Source organism: Alysiella filiformis (genome assembly GCF_014054525.1).
Classification (GTDB): domain Bacteria; phylum Pseudomonadota; class Gammaproteobacteria; order Burkholderiales; family Neisseriaceae; genus Simonsiella; species Simonsiella filiformis.
Genome location: NZ_CP059564.1, coordinates 673,693 through 696,147 on the forward strand (window position 1 = coordinate 673,693; position 22,455 = coordinate 696,147).

Below are 22,455 nucleotides of genomic sequence, written 5' to 3' on the forward strand. Positions count from 1 at the left end.
CACACCCACGCTTTGGGGAGTGGCGCACCACGCAGACCGCCCCATTTAAATTGTTGGGCATGCTGAATCGCATTTCAGGAAGCCTGAAACCTTTGCAAAACCCATTTATTAGTGGATGTAACAAGCGTAGGTTGGCTTTCTGAGCTAACCTACGCTTGTTTTTACTGCTTAATATGGGTTGTAATTGAGCTGGTCAAATTGTTGCACAAGTCTATTGACTTGCTCGTAGCTCAAACTTTCACCGCCTTCAAATTGGAACACATCAATTTTGTTGCTGCTCGGTTCAGGCAGTATGGTGGGTTTCATGAAGTTGGCGATGTGTTTCGGATAGAAGAAATAATCTTCAATCGTAACGCGGTCATCGCTGATTTTGGAATCCATAATCAGGTTGCGACCGTCTTGCATGAACAGCACATCACTCAAACGCAATCCATTGATTTTAAGCGTATCATGTCCCAATGAGTCTTGAATGGTATCTTGACCATCGCCCAAATTGAAAATGTAGGTATCGTTGCCCATTCCGCCATTCAATTTGTCGTTGCCTTTGCCGCCAATCAAGACATCATCGCCAAAACCACCATCTAACACATCATTCCCGTTGCCGCCTGACAAAGTATCATGACCAAAGCCACCTTTCAGGGTGTCATTACCATTGCCACCATATAGGGTATCGTTGCCTGAACCACCATCAAGTACGTCATTCAGAGCGGTTCCTGTCAATGTATCATCGCCCCAACCACCTGCTTTGTTGATGCCGACTTGTGGAGTAGGTTTGGTTGGTGTGGGTGTCGTTTGACTTGAATTGGGGTTTATCTGCAAATTGAATGATGTGAATGCGGATTCATTGTGTGAATCGCTTGCAATCAATTTCAGACCGATGTTGCCTGATTCAGTCGGTTTGACACTCAATGTTTGTGTGTTGGCATCAAAAGTAATCCAGTTCGGCAGAGCCGCACCATTTGCCATTTCCACGCGGTAGCTCAATGTGTCGTCTTTGTCTTCATCTTTGAATAAATGTGAAGTGGGTAATTTGGCTTGCCAAATTTGCCCTTGATTCAAAATGAAGGGTTTCAGGCTGCCTGAAACGGTCGGAGCGCGATTGACATCATTCACATCAAGTTGCCAATTCAAGGTTGCCGAAAGTCCTTCTTCATCTGTTGCAGTCAAATTCAAGCGATATGTGCCAGCCGATTCAAAATCAGGATTCACAACCACACCGCCATTTTGTTCTTTCAACCAAGTGGGCAATGCCGAACCATCTGCCATTGCCAAATTGAAATTCAATTTACTGAATGCCTTATCATCTTCAAACCAATCGGCATACGAGAACTGCATTTGGCTGTTCTCTTCAACCGTTGATGTGGTCAATGGGCTGGTTTTAAGCGTGGGTGCTTCATTTGGTTGCGGCTCTACTTGGAAAGACCAAATTTGATGATTGCTCAAACCTTCGTTGTCGGTTGCCGTGATTTTAAGGTTCAGCGTACCGACATCATCTTGGGTGGGTTTGCCACTTAATTGCATGGTTTGGGCATCAAAACGCAACCAAGTTGGCAAGGGCGAACCATCGGCTAGGGTAACGGCATAACTCAAATTGCCCTGCTCTTCATCGTTAAACAAATCGCTTCCCAAATTTTGCTCAAATGCTTGATTTGCAATCGCATTTTGAGCATGGATTGGCTCAGCAATATTGGGGGCTTGATTAACAACAGGTGGCGTTGGGGTATTGTCTATTGGGTTATTGGTTGGTGTGTTGTTTGCTGGATTATCCGATGGTTTGTCTGCTGGTGGGTTGTTTGTTGAATTGGCTAACTCAATACCGAGCGCACCATTTTCAAAATGTTCAACAATGGCAATTTCTTGACCTTTTTGATTGAAAATCTGTAAAGGGCTATCGCCGTTTTGTTTCAATTTGATATCTGTTCCATTTGCCGACCACATTTGTGTTTTGGTATCCAATTTCCACGACAAATTGCCCAAAATAATGCCATCAACTTGAATTGCCCCTGTATTATCGGAGTCGTTGATGATGTTTTGTTGGGTTTCATGTGAGACAATGCGATAAACATCAAAGCCTTCGCCACCATATAAGTGATTTTTACCCGTTCCACCTGCTAATGTGTCATTACCTTTACCACCATATAAGGTATCGTTACCGTTTCCACCATTCAAAATATCGTTTCCTGTTATGGATTTATCACGGTTATCATCGCCCCATAAAATATCATCGCCATCATCGCCAAACAGTTCATCGTCTCCTGTTTGACCAATAATCAAATCGTCTCCTGAACCACCGTGTAAATAATCTTTTTGCCCATTTTCTGCGACTAGATGGGTGTTGCTACGAACCAGTTTGTGAACCAGTTCATAATCTCCCACATCTTTGTTGATTTTGATTTCCCATTGGTACATTTCATCATTGGGCAAGCGTATTCTTTCCATATTACTGGTTGAGTCTACGCCACTCCCTGAAATTTCATGCAACACCCCCCTTTTTGAGCCTGCAATTTCGGTTATTGTTGGTGTTACCCCTGTCCCTATTGGCGGCACAAGCCCTGTTAAGGTTGGCGAAACCACGGGTACAGTATTTGGCATAAGAGTAACAACCGATGAAGATGAAATTGCACCTTGGTAATCCCATTTGGTTTCAAACAACACATCGCCATCGCCAAGAATGACATCGTTTCCTGCTCCACCGTAAATGGTGTCGATGCCTGAACCACCTTGCAAAAAGTCATGACCACGACTGCCATAAATATCATCGTTACCCAAATGACCTACTGCCCAGTCACCTTTTTGATTACTGCTTGTTTTATCAAGGTATTCATCAATTTCTCCTGTGTGAATGATGTCTTTTCCACCCATACCATCAATCAAATCATGACCTTCTCCGCCCACAATGACATCAGCCAAAACATCTTTTTCCTTGTTTCTGATACCGTAGTTTGCACCGTGTAAAAGGTCATTGTCTTTGCCACCCAAGAGAATATTGTTGCCTTTTCCGTTTCCGTAAAGGATGTCTTTCCCTTCCCCTGCATCAACCACTACGGAATTACCTGTAAATGGCATAACCGTATCGCTGCGTTCATTACCCATAATGGCAACATTGACATGGCTATCGGCGCGAATTTGGAAGCTGTTAATGGTGTTCTCTTCCGAAGCGTAGGTGTTAGGAATGTCTTTTTCAATTAAATTGAATCCCAAACCACTCCACAACGCACCGTCAATGTGTTTTGCCAAGACAAAGAAATCTTTAATCAAAACGGAATCATCTTTGTTTTGAATCAATAAATCATTGTCTTGCTGTGTGGCGATAATGGTTTTACTGGGCTTACCATCTTTACCTAGGGCTGCCCATTTGCCTGTTGGGGTTTTAATGAACAGGCGTGGGTTGTCGCCACCATCAAAGATAATTTGACCGTTCATGTCGCTGTCAAAAACGGTGTCATTGCCTTTGATGTGGTAAACGTCATGGTCTTTACCACCTTCCATGTAGTCATCACCTTTGCTGCTGGCAAAGGTGTCATGTCCATCTCCACCAAATAAATAGTCTTGTAAATCGCCACCTTCCAGCTTATCTGCATTGCTTGTTCCAAAACGAACATAATGTTTTGTAAATAAATTGCTATTTTCACCAGTAATGAGAAATTCTACGTCAGTAGCCTTATCATTGTAATTCCAACTACCATTAATATTTTTAGGTGGGAGCATACCCAAAATAGCGGACAAATGCTCTTCTACATTAGTTGTTAGATGAACTGAATTAAATAGGTCATCATAACTAACATTAGCATGACCAAAAGCATTTTTCCAAGCAAGCATATGAGCACGTTGCTGAATATAGGTTTCAGTCATTCCATTGTGGTTATTTTCAGAGTTATAGAGCTTTAAGGTTTCATTATCGTAAGCAGTAATCGCATTGGGTATTTCGGCATGAGTAACGATAAAAGGGTTTAATTCTTTTAAAGCATAGCGGTAAGCCAATCCTTCATGGCTGTCTTGCTTTGCTGCTTGAATAACATCATCGGCTTTCATGGTTGCTAATGATGTAATCCGATATTTATCTGTATTGGTTTTCTTTTCACCGCCCACTATTTCAAACAGCGTTTGATGTAATTTTTCTCGCCCACCTATTTCATGCCAAGTATTTCCTGATAACAGTTTTTCATCTAGTAAACCATCTTGTTCTTTATTAAGCACAATTTTAGACAATGCTTGGGTAATGGTTTCCAATGCCAAACCATCTGCTTTACCTTGTCCACCATCGCTTGTACCTGTTTTATTGGTAATAGCAGCCATAATTTCATCAAACTGTTCCGTTTTAAAATTTTTGTCTAAAATTGACATGGCGTGCTGAACAGATAATGAATCCACAATTAAAACAAGGCTATGGGTATCGCCAAAATCATTATTTGAATAATTTGGTGTTAGAAGTTGCAAATCAGCCAAATCTTTCAAATTTTCCGCCTGCTTACCCGTTTCTCTTGCCACTAATGAAAGATAATCTCCACGAACCAATGGTTGGTCTTCAATACTAACTAACACATCATTTTTACCATAGTGTACTTGCGACACAGCCACCATGCTGGGCTTGGTTTCTGCCCAAACATTATAGAAATTATCAATCTGACTTTGCTCTTGGGCTTTTCTAATCTCTCTTTTATCTAAAATCGCTGCATCATCAATAACATTGACAACACCGCCACCAAAAGATAATGCACTTGTATATTTATCTGCTGTCGCAGACACAGCAATTTGATAACTTAATTGTAATGCATCAATATCAGATGCCTGAACTTTGTTGGGATTGCTACCATTGCCACTTGATAAATTAGATAATCTATTGTATTCATTTAATAATTCACTAATTCTATTTACCGCTGAATGTAAATATTTCAAACCATTGTAAAATCCAACATTTTCAGCGTCAGACATATGGATATTTTTTGAACTAGTAAAATCAAGTAATATTTCAAATAAGCTTTCTTTGAGTAATTTTGCATTTTGATGATAAAGTGCAATTCCTTTTTCATCATTAGAAGAGATGAGTGATTGAGATAATAGATTTTGTGCATTTTCATAGATGGATTTCAAAGAATACTCTTTGCGATTTCCAACATCATCAGAAATCAATACACTATGATTCAATAAATGCTCTCTACTATGGGATTCATTGTTTTTAATATTATTGAAATAAGTCATGGTTTCACGGAGCTTATCTTGAGTCATCTCAACATTGTCTTTGGCAAAACCAACACCTGCACCATTAAAGGTGTAGGTGCTTTTAATTAAGTTTTCGTTACGATGCAAAATATTGAATGCAGTAGCCAAATGACCACCCAAACTGTAACCTGTTACATTCAGCTGACCACCAGCCTCTTTAATTGCTTTTTGAACAACTTCAGATTGAACCCATTTTTCCATATCGGCAATCTGCCCAAAAGCCCAACCTTTTTCCTTGATTTCAAAAGTATTGGTAGCGCGATTATCACGCACAGCATCATCAATAAATTCGGTGCTGCGGAAGGAAATAACCAAATCGCCAACATTGATACCAGCATCGGCATTGGCTTTTGTGGCGCGGAATAAAGTACCTGAAAAGCCCGTTCCCGTATTGGCAATATGGGAGACAATTTCCCATTTACCAGCAAATTCTTTGGCTTGAGTATCTGTGAATCTGCTAGAGTGGTTGTTGCCTTGAGTTAAGAACTTTTTATATGTCTCATCAGAAAGTCCTTCTGATGAAAAAAATTCGCTTGGTTTTCCCAAACCATACAATGCTTCCGCAGCAATTTGAACATTTGCAAATTCCAATAAAGTAGCTGCATTTGGTTGATTAGTTGACGTTGTCATTTTTACGCTCCTGAATTTGACGTGGTTTTAACACTTTATCTACAAAAAAACGGGCTTGAATTAAACTATTTTGGTAATCTTCATACGGACAATAGACTGCATTCTCCCAAGGCTTTCGACCATAATTGGGTCCTCCTTGTTTGGGGTCAAATGAATAAATGGTTTTTTCAGCCAAAATGGTGTTATCCCATGTATCAATAATAGAAAAATGCACACCTGCAACCCAATGTTTCCTGTATTCTGGATGATTATGTGTTTCAAATTTAACCGCATATCTGACTGGTTTTTTGATTTCTTCAATATTGAAATCAACACGAGATGGCATTTGTTTGACTGTATATCGGTAATATTTATTATCTTGTAATACATCTATAAACTGATAGCCATTTTGAAAAACATAATCTGCTGGATTGGCGTTAAAGGGAATATGCACTGTTAAGTCTTGTTCTGTGGGTTGGCTGATTTTAATCCTTTTTTTTCTTAAAAAATCGTGTATGTATCCTTCTTTTGGGAACTCTTTCATTAAGGCGGCATATTCCCAATTTGGATTTGACCAATCGGAATGAGTGCTTTCAGGAACGATGTTTAAGAGTAAGATGCCTTCCACATTCTCCACCGTGCGATAAATCTTTTCGCCTGCTTTTTCGCATTGCTGTTTGAATACCGCTTCGGCTGTTTGGTATTTGCGTTGCCATTCTTCGGCTGCTTGACGCTCTGCTTTGCTTGGACCCAATGCCATCATCAGCAGCATGGGGATAATTCGCACAAACAGCACAATAATCCCTGCGCTTGTGCCAATCGCATTCAATATTTTGCGACTTTGGCTTTTGCCTTTTTTAAATACCATCGGCACCAATATTGCCAACATCAGCAACATGGTTCCCCAATAGACCCATGTGAATAGGGTAAAAACGCCTTCTAAAAATTGTTGTAAATCGTATGTGGTAAACATTGTGGTAATCGCTTATTTAACTTTTTGAAATTAAATTTAAAAACTCATCTTGTGAAATTAAACCTGCTTTCCACATTGCCATTCATTTTTCGGTTAGCGATGGGTTAGCTACTCTATTTGAATCATTCTGTGTTGTCAAATCAATTTTGTGGTTGGTCATTGATTTGTGAATTTGGGTGCGTTTTTTCACAAAATTCAAGATTGATTAAAAATATGAAACACGCCATTATCATTCATGAGTTTTTCTTTGAAAAAAGATGTCGGCTCGGAGAGCTGACCTACGTTTGCTGAAACCGCCACCGTTCACGATTTTGTAAGATATGTTATAATGTAACATTTCAAGTCAAAAATGGAGCAAACCATGTTTCAACACAAAACCACAGCATTGGCTGTTTGTTTGGCATTTGCTGCGCCCCATGTTTGGGCAGAACCCTTTACCGATGCCGACCACCCCGAATCCCACGAAACCACCGCACAAGAACTCGCGCCCGTGTTTGTGAAAGGCAAACGCATTCGCGCCGAAGGCAGCCTGTTGGATTCGCGCAAAAGCCGCCATGTCAGCGATAAAATCATTGACGGTAAAACATTAAAACAGCGTGGCGCAAACATTGGCGATGCCTTGTCGCACGAATTGGGCATTCATGCCAGTCAATTTGGCGGTGGGGCGAGTGCGCCGATTATTCGCGGTCAGGAAGGCAAACGCATCAAAATTTTGCACAATAATGGCGAAACGCTGGATATGTCTGCCATGTCGCCCGACCACGCGGTTACGGTAGACAGCGTGTTGGCTAAGCAAGTAGAAGTGTTGCGTGGCGCAAACACCTTGTTGTACAGCTCGGGCAATTCGGCTGGGGTGGTCAATGTGGTGGACAACAAAATCCCCACACAGCAGCCTGAAAATGAAACCAAACGCGAAGTGGAACTTGGCTCACGTTTCAATTTGGCAGACAAGGAACGCCTGTTCACAGGTTCCATCACACAAGGGGTGGGGCGCAATTTTGCCGTTCACGCCGAAGGTTTGTATCGCAAATCGGACGATTACCGCACACCCAGCTACACCTTACAGCAAAAATCACATCGCAAATTGGACAACAGCTTTGCCAATTCGCACAGTGGCAGCGTGGGCGCATCTTGGGTGGGCGACAAAGGCTATTTGGGATTGGCATACAGCCAGCGCAAAGACCGCTACGGGCTGCCTGCACACAGCCATTTGTACGACAATGCCTACATCGACATCATTCGTTTGAGCGTGATTAACTTCCAAAAACCTTATTTGCGCCATTATCCCTTTTTGCATGAAAATCTGGACGTGGATTACGACAACCCAGGTATCACATTCCGCCACAATCCCAAAGGCAATGGACACATTCACACCGCACGCGAAGAAGACCACCGCGATTCCGACCACCCCATGATTGCCATGAAAAACCACCGTTGGGATTTGCGTGGCGAATGGCGGCAGCCTGTAAACGGCATAGACAAAATCCGCCTACACGCCACCCACGTCAAATATCGCCACGATGAACAAACAGGCAGCAATGTGGACAGCGAATTTCGCAACAAAGGACACAATATCCGCCTAGAATTGACACACAGCCCCTTATTAAATGGACGATTGCAAGGCGCAATCGGCTTTCAGCACCTGCACCAAGACAACCGCGCCAGCAACAAACACGCCTTGGATTTCAAAAAACAACATTTATTGCAAGACAATTTCGTTACCCAAAACAGCTTTTTTGCCATAGAACAACTGTCGGGCAAAAAATGGCAATGGCAACTCGGCACACGCATAGAACACCAAAAAATTGCCATGAAATTCAACAACCACATCAAATGGAAAGACGAAGACATTCAACCCAAAGACGCACATTTAAAACAGCCACACAAAGGCACCGCACGTTCGTATGTGAGCGCATTCAATTATTTGCCGCACCCCAAGCACAAATTCAGCCTGATTGTGTCGCACCAAGAAAGAATGCCCAACAATCAAGAGCTTTACGCCCACGGCAAACATTTGGCAACCAACTCCTTTGATTCAGGCAACAAAACCCTGAAAAAAGAACAAGCCAATAATGCCGAATTGGCATGGGCATTTACAGGCGACAAATGGGATTGGAAAATCAGCACCTACACCAACCATTTCAAAAACCACATTTATGCCGAAACGCTCAATAACGGTCGCGGGCCCCGCTCCTTAAACAGCAAATACCCCTTGCACGTCAATCGCTACAATCAAGCCAAAGCGCATTTTTACGGTGCAGAAGCCGAATTGAATTACCAAATCACGCCCGATTACCGCGTGGGCGTGTTTGGCGACATGGTACGCGGCAAGTTGAAAAATCGCCCATCATTGCCCAAAGGCTTTTATTTTTGGGGACCACAACGCGGACAACCCACAGGCTGGGTAGAACAAGCCAATATTGACGCACCGCGTGTGCCAGCAGCACGTTTGGGTGTGCGCGTGAATGCCGATTTCACAGCCAATTTGAAAGGCGATTTGACGCTGTATCGCGTATTCAAACAAAATCACATCAGCAAATTGGAACAAGCCACCGCAGGACACAATATGCTCAACGCAGGTTTAGAATACACAGGCAAATGGGGCGACAGAGATTACAGCACCTTTGTTCGCGCCAGCAATTTGTTGAACGCCAAAGCCTATAATCATGCTTCGCATTTATCGTATTTACCGCAAATGGGACGCAGCGTGAGTGTGGGTGCAAATGTGAAGTTTTGATTGAAAGGGAAATGTGGCGTTGCGCCGCCACACCCACGCTTTGGGGCGGTGGCGCACCACGCAAACCGCCCCATTTAAATTGTTGGGGGCTGAATCGCATTTCAGGCAGCCTGAAAATGATGGCTTAATGATTGGGCATATTGAAATTGTTTGGGTGCAAGCAGCAGCCCTACGCTTGCTTAAAGAATTTAAAGTTATTGGATATAATCATATAAAAATATTTTTCTAAAACCAAATATGTTGTATACTTCGATATATCTAACAGTTTTGCATTTGTTTGGTTCTACAGTAAGAAAATCTTTATATCCTGTTCCTAATGGAAACTTAAGCCATTCTTTTCTTTTAATCAGAAAAGCTCTATGTTGTGAAGGTAAAATATCTAAATCTGAATAGTATTTACCTTCAATTTCAATAATTGTTTCATCAATATTTTTCCCTTTTTTTGTCTCAACTATATAAGCACAAGCGGTTTTAAATTGACCTTTTTCTGCTTTTGTTATTGCAATGTAAGGAAAAATTGTGTTTGTACATAAAAATGATAAAAATATACACAAAACACCAAAAATAAACAGGTTATCTGTTAGTTTTTTTATAAGTATCATAATTTAATCTTAATTTTTGGAAATTAAATTTAAAAATTCATCTTGTGAAATCAAACCCGCTTTCCACATTGCCATTTTTATTCACGAATTTAATCCTCAATGTATTGATATAAATAAAATCTTCTGTAAAAGCCAAGATTGACCACTTCAATATAGGAAACCAAATAACAATCTTTTTTATTTTCTTTTATGTCTTGAATTAATTTTTTCCATTGATATCAATAGGGAATTGATGTTTTATTGTCAAAGTAGTTGCTGTATATATTCTAACTTCTCTATCATAATATGATTTGTTATCAATAATCCAATAGTTTTGAAAATGTCTTGAATTAGGCTTTTTATAATCCTGTACACAAGCTACTTTTAAGGTAGGATTTGACCTTGATACCTTATAAATGGCTATTTTAGGAAAAATATAATCATCTAATATAATTAAAAATAATGTAAAGAATGTAACCATGATTGATAATAGTGTATATATCCTATCTGATTTTGAATTATCTTTTTCCATGATTAATTGAATCTTCCTATTGTTTAATTTAACTTTTTGAAATTAAATTTAAAAATTCATCTTGTGAAATCTAACCTGCTTTCCACCTTGCCATTCATTTTTTGGTTTTTTATAAAAAGATGTCGGCTCGGAGAGCCGACCTACGCTTGCTAGATGATTGTTTTGCATTAATCATAATATCAATCCTTATTTGGCTTGGTTATAAAGTCATGTAAAAAAAACTTGGGTTGGAAAAATATTTCCCATTTTTATTTGAATAAATTGAACTTTATTACAGAACCCATATTGATTATTAATATTTAAGTTTCCAAAGTAGTATTTATCATAAGCAGGTGTTTGCCTAATTATTACATTATCAAGTATTTGTTTTTTTAAAATTTTACCATTTTCTTTTGATGATATGTAATACATTCTTCTGCCCTTCAAATCATATTCATTACTACTAGATAGGCAACCAAGTTCAATATCTTGCTGGTTACGGCTTTTATAAATTGCAATGTATTTTGGAATACCAATATCTAAAAATATATAAATAATTATTACAAGTGATAATAAAATAGGTATGAATAATAGGTAATTTAAAAAAGAAATAATTTGGTTATTTGAGTGTTCATTTACTATTTTAATTTCACCGTTTTGCAGTGGAATGATTTTAGTTGTGTCTTGTGTTTTCATACTTAATTAGCCATTTTACCTTTTTAAATCAAATTTAAAAATTCATCTTGTGAAATCAAACCTTTCCACATTGCCATTCATTTTTATGCCTGTCCTTTCCACGATTGGTAAATCAAATACAAAATGGGATACGATAGGGTGCAACAAGTTGTACCCTACACTTGTTCTATCAATTAAGCAAGCGTAGGTCGGCTCTCCGAGCTGGCATCTTTCATCTTTTTTTCAGAGAAAATCACATGAAATGATAAGGTTTGGCAAACGTTCCCCGTTAATCGGATTTTTGCAGCGCGTCCACCAACAAAGCCAGCAAAGGCGATTGGGCGCGATGATGTGGAAAATACAAATAATATGCCGAATAATGAATCGCCCAATCGTCCAAAACCGTTTTCAGGCTGCCTGAACGCAAATCTTCTTCCACCGTATCGCGTGGCAACCACGCCAAGCCCATATCATTCAAAGCCGCACGGCGCAACAAGGGCGTTTGACTGGCGATGAATTGTCCTTGCGGTTGAATTTGCACGATGGTTTTGGGCGATGTGGGGTCTATCAATTCCCAATTCAGCAATTTGCCCGAAGCCAAAACGTGCAATGCAATACAATCATGTTGTTGTAAATCATAAGCATTTTGTGGTGTGCCGTGTTGCGCCAAATATTTGGGGCTGCCCACAATGCACATGCGTACATCGTCCGACACCCGAACGTGATGATACAGTTGCGTGTTCATCTCTGCCACGCCCATGCGTATGCCTGCGTCAAAGCGTTCGGTGGTCAAATCCACGGGGCGCGTATCGGCAATCAGGTGCAACTGAATGTGGGGGTGTTGGTGCATAAATTGGCTCAAACCTTGCCACAACACATAATTAAAAGCGTGTTCTGAACCGCTCAATCGCAAAACGCCATTGTTGTTGTCGCTCATTTTGTCCAAATTGGCGATTTCTTGGTCAATGTCGTCCATAAGTGGCGACAATCGCTGAAACAGGCGTTCGCCCGCCTCGGTAAGCGACAAATTGCGCGTGGTGCGTTCCAGCAATTTGACCCCCAAGCGCATTTCCATATTGCGCATGCTGTGGCTTAAAGCCGATTGGGTTAAACCCATTTGCGCGGCAGCTTTGGTAAAACTTTGGGTACGCACAATCATGATAAAAGCGCGTAAATCATTTAAATTGGCTTTCAAAATCATCTCCTTTGCATTATTGACAACCTGTGTTCATCGTCTTCATCGCTTGTTTTTATCGCCACTTTATGTGCCTACTGTGTTGGCTTTCCATGCCAATAGGTGCAATATGGGCGTGAAAATATGCTTTAAAATCAAGCCATCAATCTTACGAACACGGGTTCTGAAAAACAATCCGATGTTTATTCTACTCCTGTCCATGTTATGCTTTCAACCAAAAAGGTGCAATGATGAATTTTGTTCAATTTTCGGTATGCGTGGGGTTTTGTGTTGCCAAAATTCCGTTCAAATTGTTTTCCAGCCAATCCACCAAGCCGTGAATTTGCTCGGCTGCCTGAACGCCATACGCCGTGAGCGTGTATTCAACGTGTGGCGGCACGGTATCAAAAGATTGGCGTTGCAACATACCGTCTTGTTGTAATTGTTTGAGCGTTTCGGCAAGCATGCGTTCGCTGATGCCTTCAATTTCACGGCGAATTTCGGAAAAACGTTTGGTGCCATTTCGCAGCACAATCATCACCAATACCCCCCAACGGCTGGTTAAATGATTCAAAATCAAGCGGCTGGGACAATCTTTGCTCAAAACACATCCTTTATCAGAATCCATTTTTCATTCAATCCTTTAAAAAATTTTCTTATGCTTACAAATTTGTAAGTACTTCCAAAAAATAATTAAACTGCATACAATACCGCACATCACAAACAAACGCAATTTTTGACAATCACAAAAGGCAAATTGATGAAAAAACTGATTTTATCGTTGGCATTGGCAAGCGCAACATTAACCGCTTGCCAACATTTACCGCAAACCACACCAAGCATTCAGGCAGCCGCCACAAACACAACCGAACGCAATAAAGCCAATGCTTTGGCGTTTTATGATTTGGCATTCAACCAACACAAAGTGAAAGAAGCCAGCGCACAATACATCGGCAAACACTATTTGCAACACAACCCCACTGTGGCAGATGGCAGTCAGGCATTCATTGACGCATTTGAACCTTTTTTGCGGCAACACCCCCAATCACGCGCCACGGTTAAACGTGTGATTGCCGAAGGCGATTTGGTGGTATTGCACGTTCACAGCCAGCTTGATGAAAAAGACCGTGGCGAGGCGGTGGTGGATATTTTCCGTTTTGATGAAAATGGCAAAATTGTGGAGCATTGGGATACCATTCAGGCAGTTCCAGACAAGACCGTGAGTGGTCGTTCTTTATTTTAATTTTTTGATTTTTAAGGAAGTATGATGAATTTTCTGCAAGGATTTCAAACCCAAATTTTAGCCATTTTACGCATTGTTACGGGTTATGCTTTTTTCTTACATGGCACAGCCAAAGCCTTTGGCTTTCCCATAGACCAAACCGAATACATTGGTGGTAATTGGTTATCGTTGGTGGGTGTGGCTGCCGTGCTGGAATTGGTGGGCGGTGTATTGATTATTTTGGGTTTATTTACCCGCCCAACTGCTTTTGTGCTGTCGGGTTTGATGGCGGCTGCGTATTTTATGATGCACTTATCGCCCTTTCCATTGGCAAAGGGTGGCGATGCGGCAATGTTGTTCAGCTTTGTGTTTTTGTATTTGGCAAGCGCGGGTGGCGGTGCATGGTCTTTGGATAATGCTTTGTTTAAAAAATAAGAATTTTTGTTAAGGAGTGATTTCATGTCTCAAATTTTGGTTATTTCTGCTCATCAGGATTTACAGCAATCGGTTAGCAACCAGTTGATTTTAAAAGAATTGGAGCAGCATTTTGGCAATCAAATCAGCGTGCGCCGTTTGTCGGATTTGTATCCCGATTATCAAATTGATGTGCCAGCCGAACAAGCTGCTTTGGTGGCGGCAGACATTGTGTTGCTGCAATACCCCACGTTTTGGTTCAACACCCCTGCGATTTTGAAAAAATGGCTGGACGATGTGTGGTTGTATGGCTTTGCCTATGGCGAGGGTGGCAACAAATTGCATGGCAAAAAATTGCTGGTTTCCACCACCACAGGTTCGGTTGAGGCAAACTACAATGGGCAGATTGTGGCAACCATTGATGATTTGATTAAGCCTGTGCAACATTCTGCGCTGTATGCGGGTTTGGATTGGCAGGGCGTGTATCCGCTTTATGGGGCTTTGTACATTCAAGGTGTGCATGATGAGGCGCATTTGTTGGCGGTGCAAAACCATGCCCAAGCCCATGCCCAGCGTTTGATTGAAAAATTGGCAAGTTTGGCATAATCTGCAATTTTTGCAAAACCGACTTTTAAACTGATGTAGGGGGTGGATTTCGTATCCGCCCCTTTTTCAATTTAGGGTTAATTCATTGAAAAATAAGCAATGTAGGGTGCGACAAGTTGCACCTTACATGGCTGCCACTGCGAATCGAGTTTTGCAAAGGTTTCAGGCTGCCTGAAAACTCATTTTTCCAAATCAAACAAGGCAATGGCTTCCACATGCGCGGTGTGTGGAAACAAATTCATGATTCCAGCCGATTGAAAAACATAGCCTTTTTCCACCAACACCGCCGCATCTCGCGCAAAAGTAGCGGGATTGCACGACACATACACAATCCGCTTGGGCAAAAATGGCGCGTGCAAAGCCTGCACCACCGCATATGCGCCTGCGCGGGGTGGGTCAAGCAGCATTTTGTCAAAATAGCCTAATTTTTCAATGTCTTGATGGGTGGTTTCAAACAGGTCGGCTGTGGCAAATTGCACATGGGGCAAGCCGTTGGCGTGGGCGTTGGCAATGGCGCGTTGGGTCAAAAAATCTGCGCCTTCTATGCCGATGACTTGTGCGCCACTTCGTGCGATAGGCAGGGTAAAATTGCCCAGCCCACAAAATAAATCGGCAATTTTTTCATGGGCTTGTGGCTGCAACAGGCGCATGGCGCGTGCCACCATCATCTCATTCATGGGCAAATTGATTTGCGTGAAATCGCCCACGCGAAACGGCATGGTCAAACCAAATTCAGGCAGGCTGTACGACAATTCGGGGACATTTTGGGGCGCGATGGCTTGGGCGTTTTTGGGCGGAATTTGCTGCCAAACTTGCCATTTTTCTGCGCCCAAAGCGTTCAGGCTGCCTGAAAGTTGTGTCAGCAATTTGTGCGGAAGAGCTTGATTGGCAATGATGTTCACAACGCTGATGTGTTCGCCCACCGAAATTTCCACGCTTTGTAAACGCGCTTTGGGGGCGGCACGGTGGCAATCTTGCAAATGGTCGCGTAGGGTTTTCAGGCTGCCTGAAACGTGTTGGGGCAAGACGGCACAATGGTTGATGGCGATGATTTTTCGGCTTTTTTTGGCTTGGTAGCCGATTTGCACTTGCCCATTTTTGTCCACAAACACAGACAGGCGCGTGCGGCTGCGATAGTGCCATGGCGTACCGTAAATGGGCGGCAACAGGGTTTTGGGGAAAACTTTGCCAATGCGCTGTAATTGTTCTTCAAAAATGCGTTGTTTCATGGCAACTTGTGCGCCAAAATCGGCGTGTTGTAGGGCGCAACCGCCACATTCGCCAAAATATGCACATGGTGGCGCAATGCGATGGGGCGAGGCTTGCACGATGTGGGTGGCGTGGGCTTCGGCATAGCTGCCTTTGTCTTTATCCATTTGAATGCAAACGGTTTCCAATGGCAGGGCGTTTTGCACAAACACGGTTTTGCCGTTAATGCGCGTTACGCCGCGTGCCTCGTAGTCCAGAGCGTGAATGGTGTGTGTCATGATGATTTTGATTCATTTATTTTTGGATATTGATGCAGATTATGAATTATCGTTCAGGCAGCCAATTTGGTTCGGCATGCAATGCCACGCCAAATTTTTGGGCAACACAATCACACACATAATCGGACAATTTTTCCAAATCCACCGCGCTGCACGCACCGCGATTGACCAAAACCAAGGCTTGTTTGTCGTGAACGGCAGCGTTGCCGATGTGTTTGCCTTTTAAGCCGCATTGCTCAATCAGCCAGCCTGCGGCAAGTTTGACCATGCCATCGGCTTGCGGATAATGCGGTGCGTTGGGGTAGGCTGCCTGAATTTGGGCGAATTGTTCGGCAGAAACAATCGGATTTTTGAAAAAGCTGCCCACATTGCCGACTTGTTTGGGGTCGGGCAATTTGCTTTGGCGGATTTGGCAAACGGCTTGTGCCACATCGGTGGCGGTGGGCACGCGTTCGCCACAATGTGCTTGCAACACGGCTGCCAAATCGCCATATTGAATGTGTGGCGCAAAGGTTTCGTCCAATTCAAACACCACCGCAACGATGACATAGCGTCCTTTGCCGCTTTGTTTGAACAGGCTTTCGCGGTAGGCGAATTGGCAATCGGCATTGCTTAATTCGGTAAATTCTTGTTTTTCCAAATCAAAACATTGTACGCTGTGGATTCGGTCTTTCACTTCCACACCGTATGCGCCAATGTTTTGGACGGGCGATGCGCCCACCGTACCAGGAATCAGGCTCAAATTTTCCAAGCCAAACCAACCTGCCTGAATGCAATGTTGCACAAAATCGTGCCACACTTCGCCTGCCTGCGCTTCAATATGCACTTTGCCCTTGGCGCGTTTGAGACAGCGTATGCCGCGATTTGCCATGCGCACCACCAAACCCGAATAATCTTGACGAAACAACACATTACTGCCACCGCCCAACCACAAAACGGTGTGGCGATGAAATTCAGGCAGCCTGCAAATTTGGGGCAAATCTTGCACATCGTGCAATTCAATGTAATGAGCGGCGGTGGCGTTTAAGCCAAACGTGTTGTGTGGCAACAGATTGTGTTGATGAATCAATGTGAACATGATTGTTGAATTTTCCTAATTTAAATGTGTGAATTGATGGGTTTTCAGCAGTGTTTCACTGCCCTACAAAAAATAAAATTAGGGTATGTTGTGATTTGTGCTCTGTCGCTGCACGGGCAACTGTTGCCCACCGCTAGGGGTACTTTTTGAAAAAGCAAACCAAACACCTGACAACAAATCCATTTTATTTATTCAAAACAGTATTTAACTACTTTTGGCTGCCTGAAAATATGGTTTATTCACAAATCGTTGAGCATTCATTTATTTGGCTTACTTTTTTAAAAAGTAAGTCGCCGAAGGCAAAATCCATTTTTTGTAGGGTCGTGAAAGGCAATGTAAAAAGCTAAATCGCGCGGTGTTTGACCGCCCACGCGCTGCATTTTTCCAAATAATACACCAAAGCCATTGCCGCCGCGCACAGCGACAACACCAATGCCGTCCAAAAACCAAACACGCCCATGCTTACCCCATACGCCAAAGCATACCCGGGCAACAAACCCAAACACCAAAACGCCACCGCATGAATCAGCATGGGAATGCGCGTGATTTTGTAACCACGCAAAGCATAAGACGCAATACATTGCGTAAAATCAAACAGTTGAAAAATTGCCGCAAACACCACAATTTGTGCCGCCAAAGCAATCACATCGCCATCGTTGCTGTACACGCCCACCAAAGGGTAACGCGCCAACAGCAACACCAGCATGGCCGCCAACGCCAACATCAAACCCAAAGCCACCGACACCCCCGAAACATAACGCGCACGCACAAATTGTCGCCGCCCCAAAGCAAAACCCACACACACCGTTGCCGCAGAACCCACCGCTTGCGGAATCATGTAAACCATGCTGCTTAAACTCAACACCACCTGCTGTGCCGCCACCACATCTTCGCCCAAATCGGCAATCAACCACACAATAAATGTGAACAAACTCGCTTCCAAAAAATACGATAAACCAATCGCCCAACCCAAATGCCAAATGTTTTTCAGTTCACGCCAGTTGGGTTGGCTGAATTGGCGCGTTAAACCAAATATTTGAAAATACCTGTCGCGGGCAACATAAACCCCCAGCACCAGCGCATTAAACCAAAACACCAACAAACTCGCCAAACCGCAACCCGCACCGCCCATTTCAGGCAGCCCAAATTTGCCATACACAAACACATAATTAAGCGGAATATTCAAAATCAAAGCCGCCCAACTCACCCACATAATCGGCTTGGGGCGATTTAAGCTAGACGCATAAGCGTGCAAAGCCCGATGAATCATTGCCGCAGGCATGGCAAGCGCGGTGTAAAACAAATAATCGCCAAATTGCGTTTCAATGTAATCCGACAAATTCAAATAGCCCTTCAAAGGCGCAATCAATGCCAGCAACAGCACCATGCCCACCGCGCCCATGCACACGCCAAACCACAAGCCTTGTCGCCCCATTTCGCCGACTTCATCGGTTTTGCCCGCACCGTGCATTTGCGCGATGAGCGGATTAAGCGCAGTCATAATCCCCAAAAACGTGATGTACACCGTTGCAAACACTGAGCTGCCCAAAGCCACCGCCGCCAAATCATCTTTACCTGCCGCGCCAGCCATGATGGTGTCCACCACGCCCACGCCCACGGCGGCGATTTGCGCCAACATCATGGGTAAAGCCAAAGCAATCAGTTGTCGGCTTTCGGTACGAAAACGCGATGGGGGAAATTGATTAAGTGAAAATAACATGATGAATTTTGTGTTTAAAAACCCATTATTTTAGCGCGGAATGCGCGTTCAGGCAGCCAGAAACTTTTGCAAAACTCAATTCGTAGGGGCAGATTTCATATCTGCCCTTTTTTCAATTTATTGATAACGCGATTTCGGGATAAAAGTGATTGATAAATTTAAGTCACTTTGCTCCCTCTCCCTATGGGAGAGGGCTGGGGAGAGGGTATGCTGCTCAACAAGCCCTCTCTCCAACTCTCTCCCATAGGGAGAGAGGGCAGGTTTGTTGGCAAATTGACAGTGACTTATCCCGAGTTCACGTTATTGATAAAAATGAAAATTTCTGTAATCCCAAACAGGGCAGATATGAAATCTGCCCCTACAAACCGAGTTTTGCAAAAGTTTTAGCCAGAATGCGCCATTTAAAGCCATTTTCTTTCAATGGGCAAACGTGGCGTTGCGCCGCCACACCCACGCTTAAAGGCGGTGGCAACCCAAAAAATAGCCCCAATTCACTCATGGCGTGATTGGGGGGAACAATATTTCATTTCAGGCAGCCTGAAAAAAGATAAAATTGTGTGGCAACACCGCGTGAGCAAGTGTTCCCCAAAATTAAATCAATTTACATAAAGCAAAGCCAAATTTATGTGCCATATCCGCTTCTGATAAGGCAGCCTGCAAGGGTTCAGACATAAAATAAGAGTGTAAAAGTAAAGGGTCATGCCACAAATCCACATTACACTCTTGGGCAGAGGCAGAAAGTTCCACATAATTGTCCCTGATACCATATCTTGGCGAATAAATTTCTAATCCACTTGGGTAACGAATAAATTTGAATTTAGAATGACTTTGTGGGTTCAGCATATATCTTCTTTGTTCAGATACATCTAAAATATAAAAGGTTTCCTCTTTCCATAATTCGCCTGTTTCTATGTCGTAGATGTGTATAGGAGCGAAATCGCTTTGCCCTAAATTGAATTGTTTAAAAATTTCACCGCATTGTTGATTGAATACAATCCTGCCATTGGCAAAGAATACATATTCATCATCTTTGGGGTAATCCATTTTATCTGCCCACAAACTATTCGGAAAAACAGGAGATTTTTCAAAATCTGCTGCCGCTGCTGCTTTACAAATTCTGTTCCAATCTTCCTGATTTTTTTGTTTTAAAATTAGACTATCAGGATGTGTAGGATTTTGTCTTATGGCAATTTCATTGAGCCGATAAGTGCGATAATCAAATAAGCCATCATAGCTTGACCCTATCCGATAAGCAGTAATACGCCCCAAATCAATGGATGCCGACCAAACTTTTTTCATACCTTATCTCTAAAAATAAAATTTAAAACGGTCTATTGTACAGAACAATAGACCGTTTAACCTAAAAATATTTTATTGAATATCAATCTTCAATGAAAACTCACTTGGTGCATACACGCTTTTTGAGTGGCGGATTGCCCATCTTTCAATGCCGAACCTGAACCGATGATGTAGTCGTGGGGTACAACTGTTGCACCCTACATGGCGCGCCATCTTGTATTTATTGCTGCAAGTCTAAACAGGGCAGATATGAAATCTGCCCCCTACGAACCGAGTTTTGCAAAGGTCTCAACCTGTTTTTGGGATTTTTATGCGAAATCGCCGCCAAAACTCATTGCACCTGTTTCTGCGCTGCTGGTTTGGGCGCGGAAACCTGCAAACAATTCACGTCCAATGCCGTGCGTGTTTTTGGACAAATCGGGGGTTGGCACTTCGCGTTCGGCAAAGGTTTTTTCATCTACCAACACGTTCAATTCGCCTGTGTGGGCATTGAATCGGATTAAATCGCCTGTGCGGATTTTGCCAATGCCGCCACCCATCAGGGCTTCGGGCGACATGTGAATGGCGGCTGGCACTTTGCCGCTTGCACCCGACATGCGTCCGTCTGTTACCAATGCGACTTTGAAACCACGGTCTTGCAAAATCGCCAATGGGGGCGTGAGTTTGTGCAATTCGGGCATGCCGTTGGCTCTTGCGCCTTGATAGCGTACCACGCACACAAAATCGCGTTCCAATTCGCCGCGTTGGAATGCGTCCAGCACTTCTTTTTGGTCGTTGAATACGATGGCGGGGGCTTCAATGACAAAGGTTTCGGCTTTCATGGCAGAAACTTTAATCACGCCGCGTCCGATGTTGCCTTTCATCAATTTTAAGCCGCCGTCTGGCGAAAAAGGCTGGCTGAATGGGCGCAACACTTCGCTGTCGCGGCTTTCGGCAACCGCGTCTTGCCACACCAATTTGCCGTCCAATAAAAACGGTTCTTGGGTGTAGGCTGCCATGCCGTGTCCCATGACGGTGTCCACATCATCGTGCAACAAGCCGTTTTCGCGCAATTCGCGTATCACAAAGGGCAAACCGCCTGCTGCGGCAAAATGGTTCACATCGGCTTGACCGTTGGGATACACGCGAATCAACAAGGGGACAATGGCTGAAATCGCGTCAAAATCGTCCCAATTCAAAATCACGCCAGCCGCGCGCGCCATTGCCACCAAGTGCATGGTGTGGTTGGTGGAGCCGCCTGTTGCCATTAAGCCGATAATCGCGTTCACAAAAGATTTTTCAGACAGCATTTCGCCTATGGGTTTAGCGGTTTGGTTTTGCAGCGACTGTACCATTTGTACGGCGGCTTGGCGGGTAAGGGCTTCGCGCATGGGGGTGTTGGGATTGAAAAATGCGGCGGCTGGCAAATGCAAACCCATCAATTCCATCATCATTTGGTTGGAGTTTGCCGTGCCGTAAAAGGTGCAAGTACCAGGGCTGTGATACGATGCCATTTCGCTTTGCAACAGGGCATCGCGTCCCACTTTGCCTTCGGCAAAAAGTTGGCGTGTGCGGGCTTTTTCTTTGTTGCCTATGCCGCTGACCATTGGGCCTGCTGGCACGAAAATCGCTGGCAAATGCCCACACGACAATGCACCGATGACCAAACCCGGTACGATTTTGTCGCAAACGCCAAAAAACATTGCGCCATCAAACATTTGGTGGGATAAGCCTATGGCGGTACTCATGGCAATCACATCGCGCGAAAACAGCGACATTTCCATGCCTTCGTAGCCTTGGGTAATGCCATCGCACATGGCGGGTGCGCCACCTGCAACTTGGGCGGTGGCACCGTGTTTTTGTACTTCGTCTTTAATCCAATCGGGGAAGTGTTTGAAGGGCTGGTGTGCCGAAACCATGTCGTTGTAGGTGCTAATCATGCCGATGTTGGGAACGTGGGCTTTTTGCATTTCAATTTTGATGGCGTTGGGCATGGCGGCATAGCCGTGCGCCAAGTTGGAGCAGCCCAGTTGGTCGCGTTCTACTTTGCCGTTTTGTTTGAGGGCGCGAATGCGGTTCAAATAGGCGGTGCGTGTGGGGCGCGAACGTTCAATAATGGCTTGGGTGATTTCGGCCAGTTTGGGGTGGAGCGGTTTCATGGTGGGTGTCC

Annotated in this window: 17 protein-coding genes; 5 read left to right on the forward strand and 12 right to left on the reverse strand. The window is 43.5% G+C overall.

Annotated elements, in window-relative coordinates:
• Positions 1-168: 168 nt before the first annotated feature.
• Together H3L97_RS03250 and H3L97_RS11915 are read right to left on the reverse strand one after the other, a co-directional pair.
• A complete protein-coding gene (locus tag H3L97_RS03250; protein ID WP_097114415.1) occupies positions 169-5,850 on the reverse strand; it encodes a putative Ig domain-containing protein in 5,682 nt (1,893 codons plus the stop codon).
• Entirely contained in the window at positions 5,834-6,802 is a 969-nt protein-coding gene (locus H3L97_RS11915; RefSeq protein ID WP_224446398.1) for a hypothetical protein, read from the reverse strand. Before H3L97_RS11915 ends, H3L97_RS03250 begins: the two co-directional genes overlap by 17 nt.
• A 361-nt stretch (positions 6,803-7,163) precedes the next feature.
• Between H3L97_RS11915 and H3L97_RS03260 the strand changes: the two genes are divergently transcribed.
• Positions 7,164-9,539 (forward strand): TonB-dependent receptor, encoded by a 2,376-nt coding sequence (locus H3L97_RS03260; protein ID WP_179655839.1) that lies wholly within the window; start codon positions 7,164-7,166, stop codon positions 9,537-9,539.
• 194 nt (positions 9,540-9,733) lie between these two features.
• Here the strand turns inward: H3L97_RS03260 and H3L97_RS03265 are convergent, their stop codons facing one another.
• The 5 genes from H3L97_RS03265 to H3L97_RS03285 form a co-directional block, all read right to left on the reverse strand.
• A complete protein-coding gene (locus H3L97_RS03265) occupies positions 9,734-10,141 on the reverse strand; it encodes a hypothetical protein (RefSeq protein ID WP_097114417.1) in 408 nt (135 codons plus the stop codon).
• 199 nt (positions 10,142-10,340) lie between these two features.
• Positions 10,341-10,652: a hypothetical protein gene (locus tag H3L97_RS03270; RefSeq protein ID WP_097114418.1), complete on the reverse strand. Its 312-nt coding sequence runs from the start codon at positions 10,650-10,652 to the stop codon at positions 10,341-10,343.
• 207 nt (positions 10,653-10,859) lie between these two features.
• Positions 10,860-11,327, reverse strand: coding sequence for a hypothetical protein (locus H3L97_RS03275; RefSeq protein ID WP_097114419.1), 468 nt, complete (start codon positions 11,325-11,327; stop codon positions 10,860-10,862).
• Positions 11,328-11,595: 268 nt separating this feature from the next.
• The gene (locus H3L97_RS03280) at positions 11,596-12,501 is read right to left on the reverse strand and encodes a LysR family transcriptional regulator (RefSeq protein ID WP_179655840.1); all 906 of its coding nucleotides are present in this window, start codon (positions 12,499-12,501) and stop codon (positions 11,596-11,598) included.
• Positions 12,502-12,742: 241 nt separating this feature from the next.
• The gene (locus tag H3L97_RS03285) at positions 12,743-13,108 is read right to left on the reverse strand and encodes a winged helix-turn-helix transcriptional regulator (protein ID WP_097114421.1); all 366 of its coding nucleotides are present in this window, start codon (positions 13,106-13,108) and stop codon (positions 12,743-12,745) included.
• Positions 13,109-13,240: 132 nt separating this feature from the next.
• Between H3L97_RS03285 and H3L97_RS03290 the strand changes: the two genes are divergently transcribed.
• Genes H3L97_RS03290 through H3L97_RS03300 form a run of 3 tightly spaced genes read left to right on the forward strand, consistent with a single transcriptional unit; the run spans position 13,241 to position 14,722 of the window.
• Complete coding sequence (locus tag H3L97_RS03290; protein WP_097114422.1) at positions 13,241-13,723, forward strand: nuclear transport factor 2 family protein; 483 nt, start codon at positions 13,241-13,243, stop codon at positions 13,721-13,723.
• A gap of 21 nt (positions 13,724-13,744) precedes the next feature.
• Positions 13,745-14,137, forward strand: coding sequence for a DoxX family protein (locus H3L97_RS03295; RefSeq protein WP_371271266.1), 393 nt, complete (start codon positions 13,745-13,747; stop codon positions 14,135-14,137).
• A gap of 24 nt (positions 14,138-14,161) precedes the next feature.
• Positions 14,162-14,722, forward strand: a complete 561-nt coding sequence (locus H3L97_RS03300; RefSeq protein ID WP_097114424.1) for an NAD(P)H-dependent oxidoreductase — start codon at positions 14,162-14,164, stop codon at positions 14,720-14,722.
• A gap of 179 nt (positions 14,723-14,901) precedes the next feature.
• On the opposite strand, the gene rlmD is transcribed toward H3L97_RS03300, so the two are convergent.
• The 3 genes from rlmD to H3L97_RS03315 all read right to left on the reverse strand — a co-directional run bounded on the left by rlmD (position 14,902) and on the right by H3L97_RS03315 (position 19,007).
• Complete coding sequence (gene rlmD / locus H3L97_RS03305; RefSeq protein ID WP_097114425.1) at positions 14,902-16,209, reverse strand: 23S rRNA (uracil(1939)-C(5))-methyltransferase RlmD; 1,308 nt, start codon at positions 16,207-16,209, stop codon at positions 14,902-14,904.
• A 46-nt stretch (positions 16,210-16,255) separates the two neighbouring features.
• Positions 16,256-17,287 carry a UDP-N-acetylmuramate dehydrogenase gene (gene murB / locus H3L97_RS03310; RefSeq protein WP_097114426.1) on the reverse strand — a complete coding sequence of 344 codons (1,032 nt, stop codon included), beginning with the start codon at positions 17,285-17,287 and terminating at the stop codon, positions 16,256-16,258.
• Between the two features lie 343 nt (positions 17,288-17,630).
• Positions 17,631-19,007 (reverse strand): MATE family efflux transporter, encoded by a 1,377-nt coding sequence (locus tag H3L97_RS03315; protein WP_097114427.1) that lies wholly within the window; start codon positions 19,005-19,007, stop codon positions 17,631-17,633.
• Positions 19,008-19,156: 149 nt separating this feature from the next.
• Between H3L97_RS03315 and H3L97_RS03320 the strand changes: the two genes are divergently transcribed.
• Positions 19,157-19,513 carry a hypothetical protein gene (locus H3L97_RS03320; RefSeq protein ID WP_182073091.1) on the forward strand — a complete coding sequence of 119 codons (357 nt, stop codon included), beginning with the start codon at positions 19,157-19,159 and terminating at the stop codon, positions 19,511-19,513.
• An 85-nt stretch (positions 19,514-19,598) separates the two neighbouring features.
• Here the strand turns inward: H3L97_RS03320 and H3L97_RS03325 are convergent, their stop codons facing one another.
• Complete coding sequence (locus tag H3L97_RS03325; protein WP_097114428.1) at positions 19,599-20,306, reverse strand: hypothetical protein; 708 nt, start codon at positions 20,304-20,306, stop codon at positions 19,599-19,601.
• 308 nt (positions 20,307-20,614) lie between these two features.
• Positions 20,615-22,444, reverse strand: coding sequence for a phosphogluconate dehydratase (gene edd, locus H3L97_RS03330; RefSeq protein ID WP_097114429.1), 1,830 nt, complete (start codon positions 22,442-22,444; stop codon positions 20,615-20,617).
• Positions 22,445-22,455 lie beyond the last annotated feature (11 nt).

What these genes read in the sequence shown, in the direction of transcription:
- H3L97_RS03250 (WP_097114415.1), bottom strand. Translation starts at nt 5,850, where the DNA reads ATGACAACGTCAACTAATCAACCAAATGCAGCTACTTTATTGGAATTT.
- H3L97_RS11915 (WP_224446398.1), bottom strand. Translation starts at nt 6,802, where the DNA reads ATGTTTACCACATACGATTTACAACAATTTTTAGAAGGCGTTTTTACC.
- H3L97_RS03260 (WP_179655839.1), top strand. Translation starts at nt 7,164, where the DNA reads ATGTTTCAACACAAAACCACAGCATTGGCTGTTTGTTTGGCATTTGCT.
- H3L97_RS03265 (WP_097114417.1), bottom strand. Translation starts at nt 10,141, where the DNA reads ATGATACTTATAAAAAAACTAACAGATAACCTGTTTATTTTTGGTGTT.
- H3L97_RS03270 (WP_097114418.1), bottom strand. Translation starts at nt 10,652, where the DNA reads ATGGAAAAAGATAATTCAAAATCAGATAGGATATATACACTATTATCA.
- H3L97_RS03275 (WP_097114419.1), bottom strand. Translation starts at nt 11,327, where the DNA reads ATGAAAACACAAGACACAACTAAAATCATTCCACTGCAAAACGGTGAA.
- H3L97_RS03285 (WP_097114421.1), bottom strand. Translation starts at nt 13,108, where the DNA reads ATGGATTCTGATAAAGGATGTGTTTTGAGCAAAGATTGTCCCAGCCGC.
- H3L97_RS03290 (WP_097114422.1), top strand. Translation starts at nt 13,241, where the DNA reads ATGAAAAAACTGATTTTATCGTTGGCATTGGCAAGCGCAACATTAACC.
- H3L97_RS03295 (WP_371271266.1), top strand. Translation starts at nt 13,745, where the DNA reads ATGATGAATTTTCTGCAAGGATTTCAAACCCAAATTTTAGCCATTTTA.
- H3L97_RS03300 (WP_097114424.1), top strand. Translation starts at nt 14,162, where the DNA reads ATGTCTCAAATTTTGGTTATTTCTGCTCATCAGGATTTACAGCAATCG.
- rlmD (WP_097114425.1), bottom strand. Translation starts at nt 16,209, where the DNA reads ATGACACACACCATTCACGCTCTGGACTACGAGGCACGCGGCGTAACG.
- murB (WP_097114426.1), bottom strand. Translation starts at nt 17,287, where the DNA reads ATGTTCACATTGATTCATCAACACAATCTGTTGCCACACAACACGTTT.
- H3L97_RS03315 (WP_097114427.1), bottom strand. Translation starts at nt 19,007, where the DNA reads ATGTTATTTTCACTTAATCAATTTCCCCCATCGCGTTTTCGTACCGAA.
- H3L97_RS03325 (WP_097114428.1), bottom strand. Translation starts at nt 20,306, where the DNA reads ATGAAAAAAGTTTGGTCGGCATCCATTGATTTGGGGCGTATTACTGCT.
- edd (WP_097114429.1), bottom strand. Translation starts at nt 22,444, where the DNA reads ATGAAACCGCTCCACCCCAAACTGGCCGAAATCACCCAAGCCATTATT.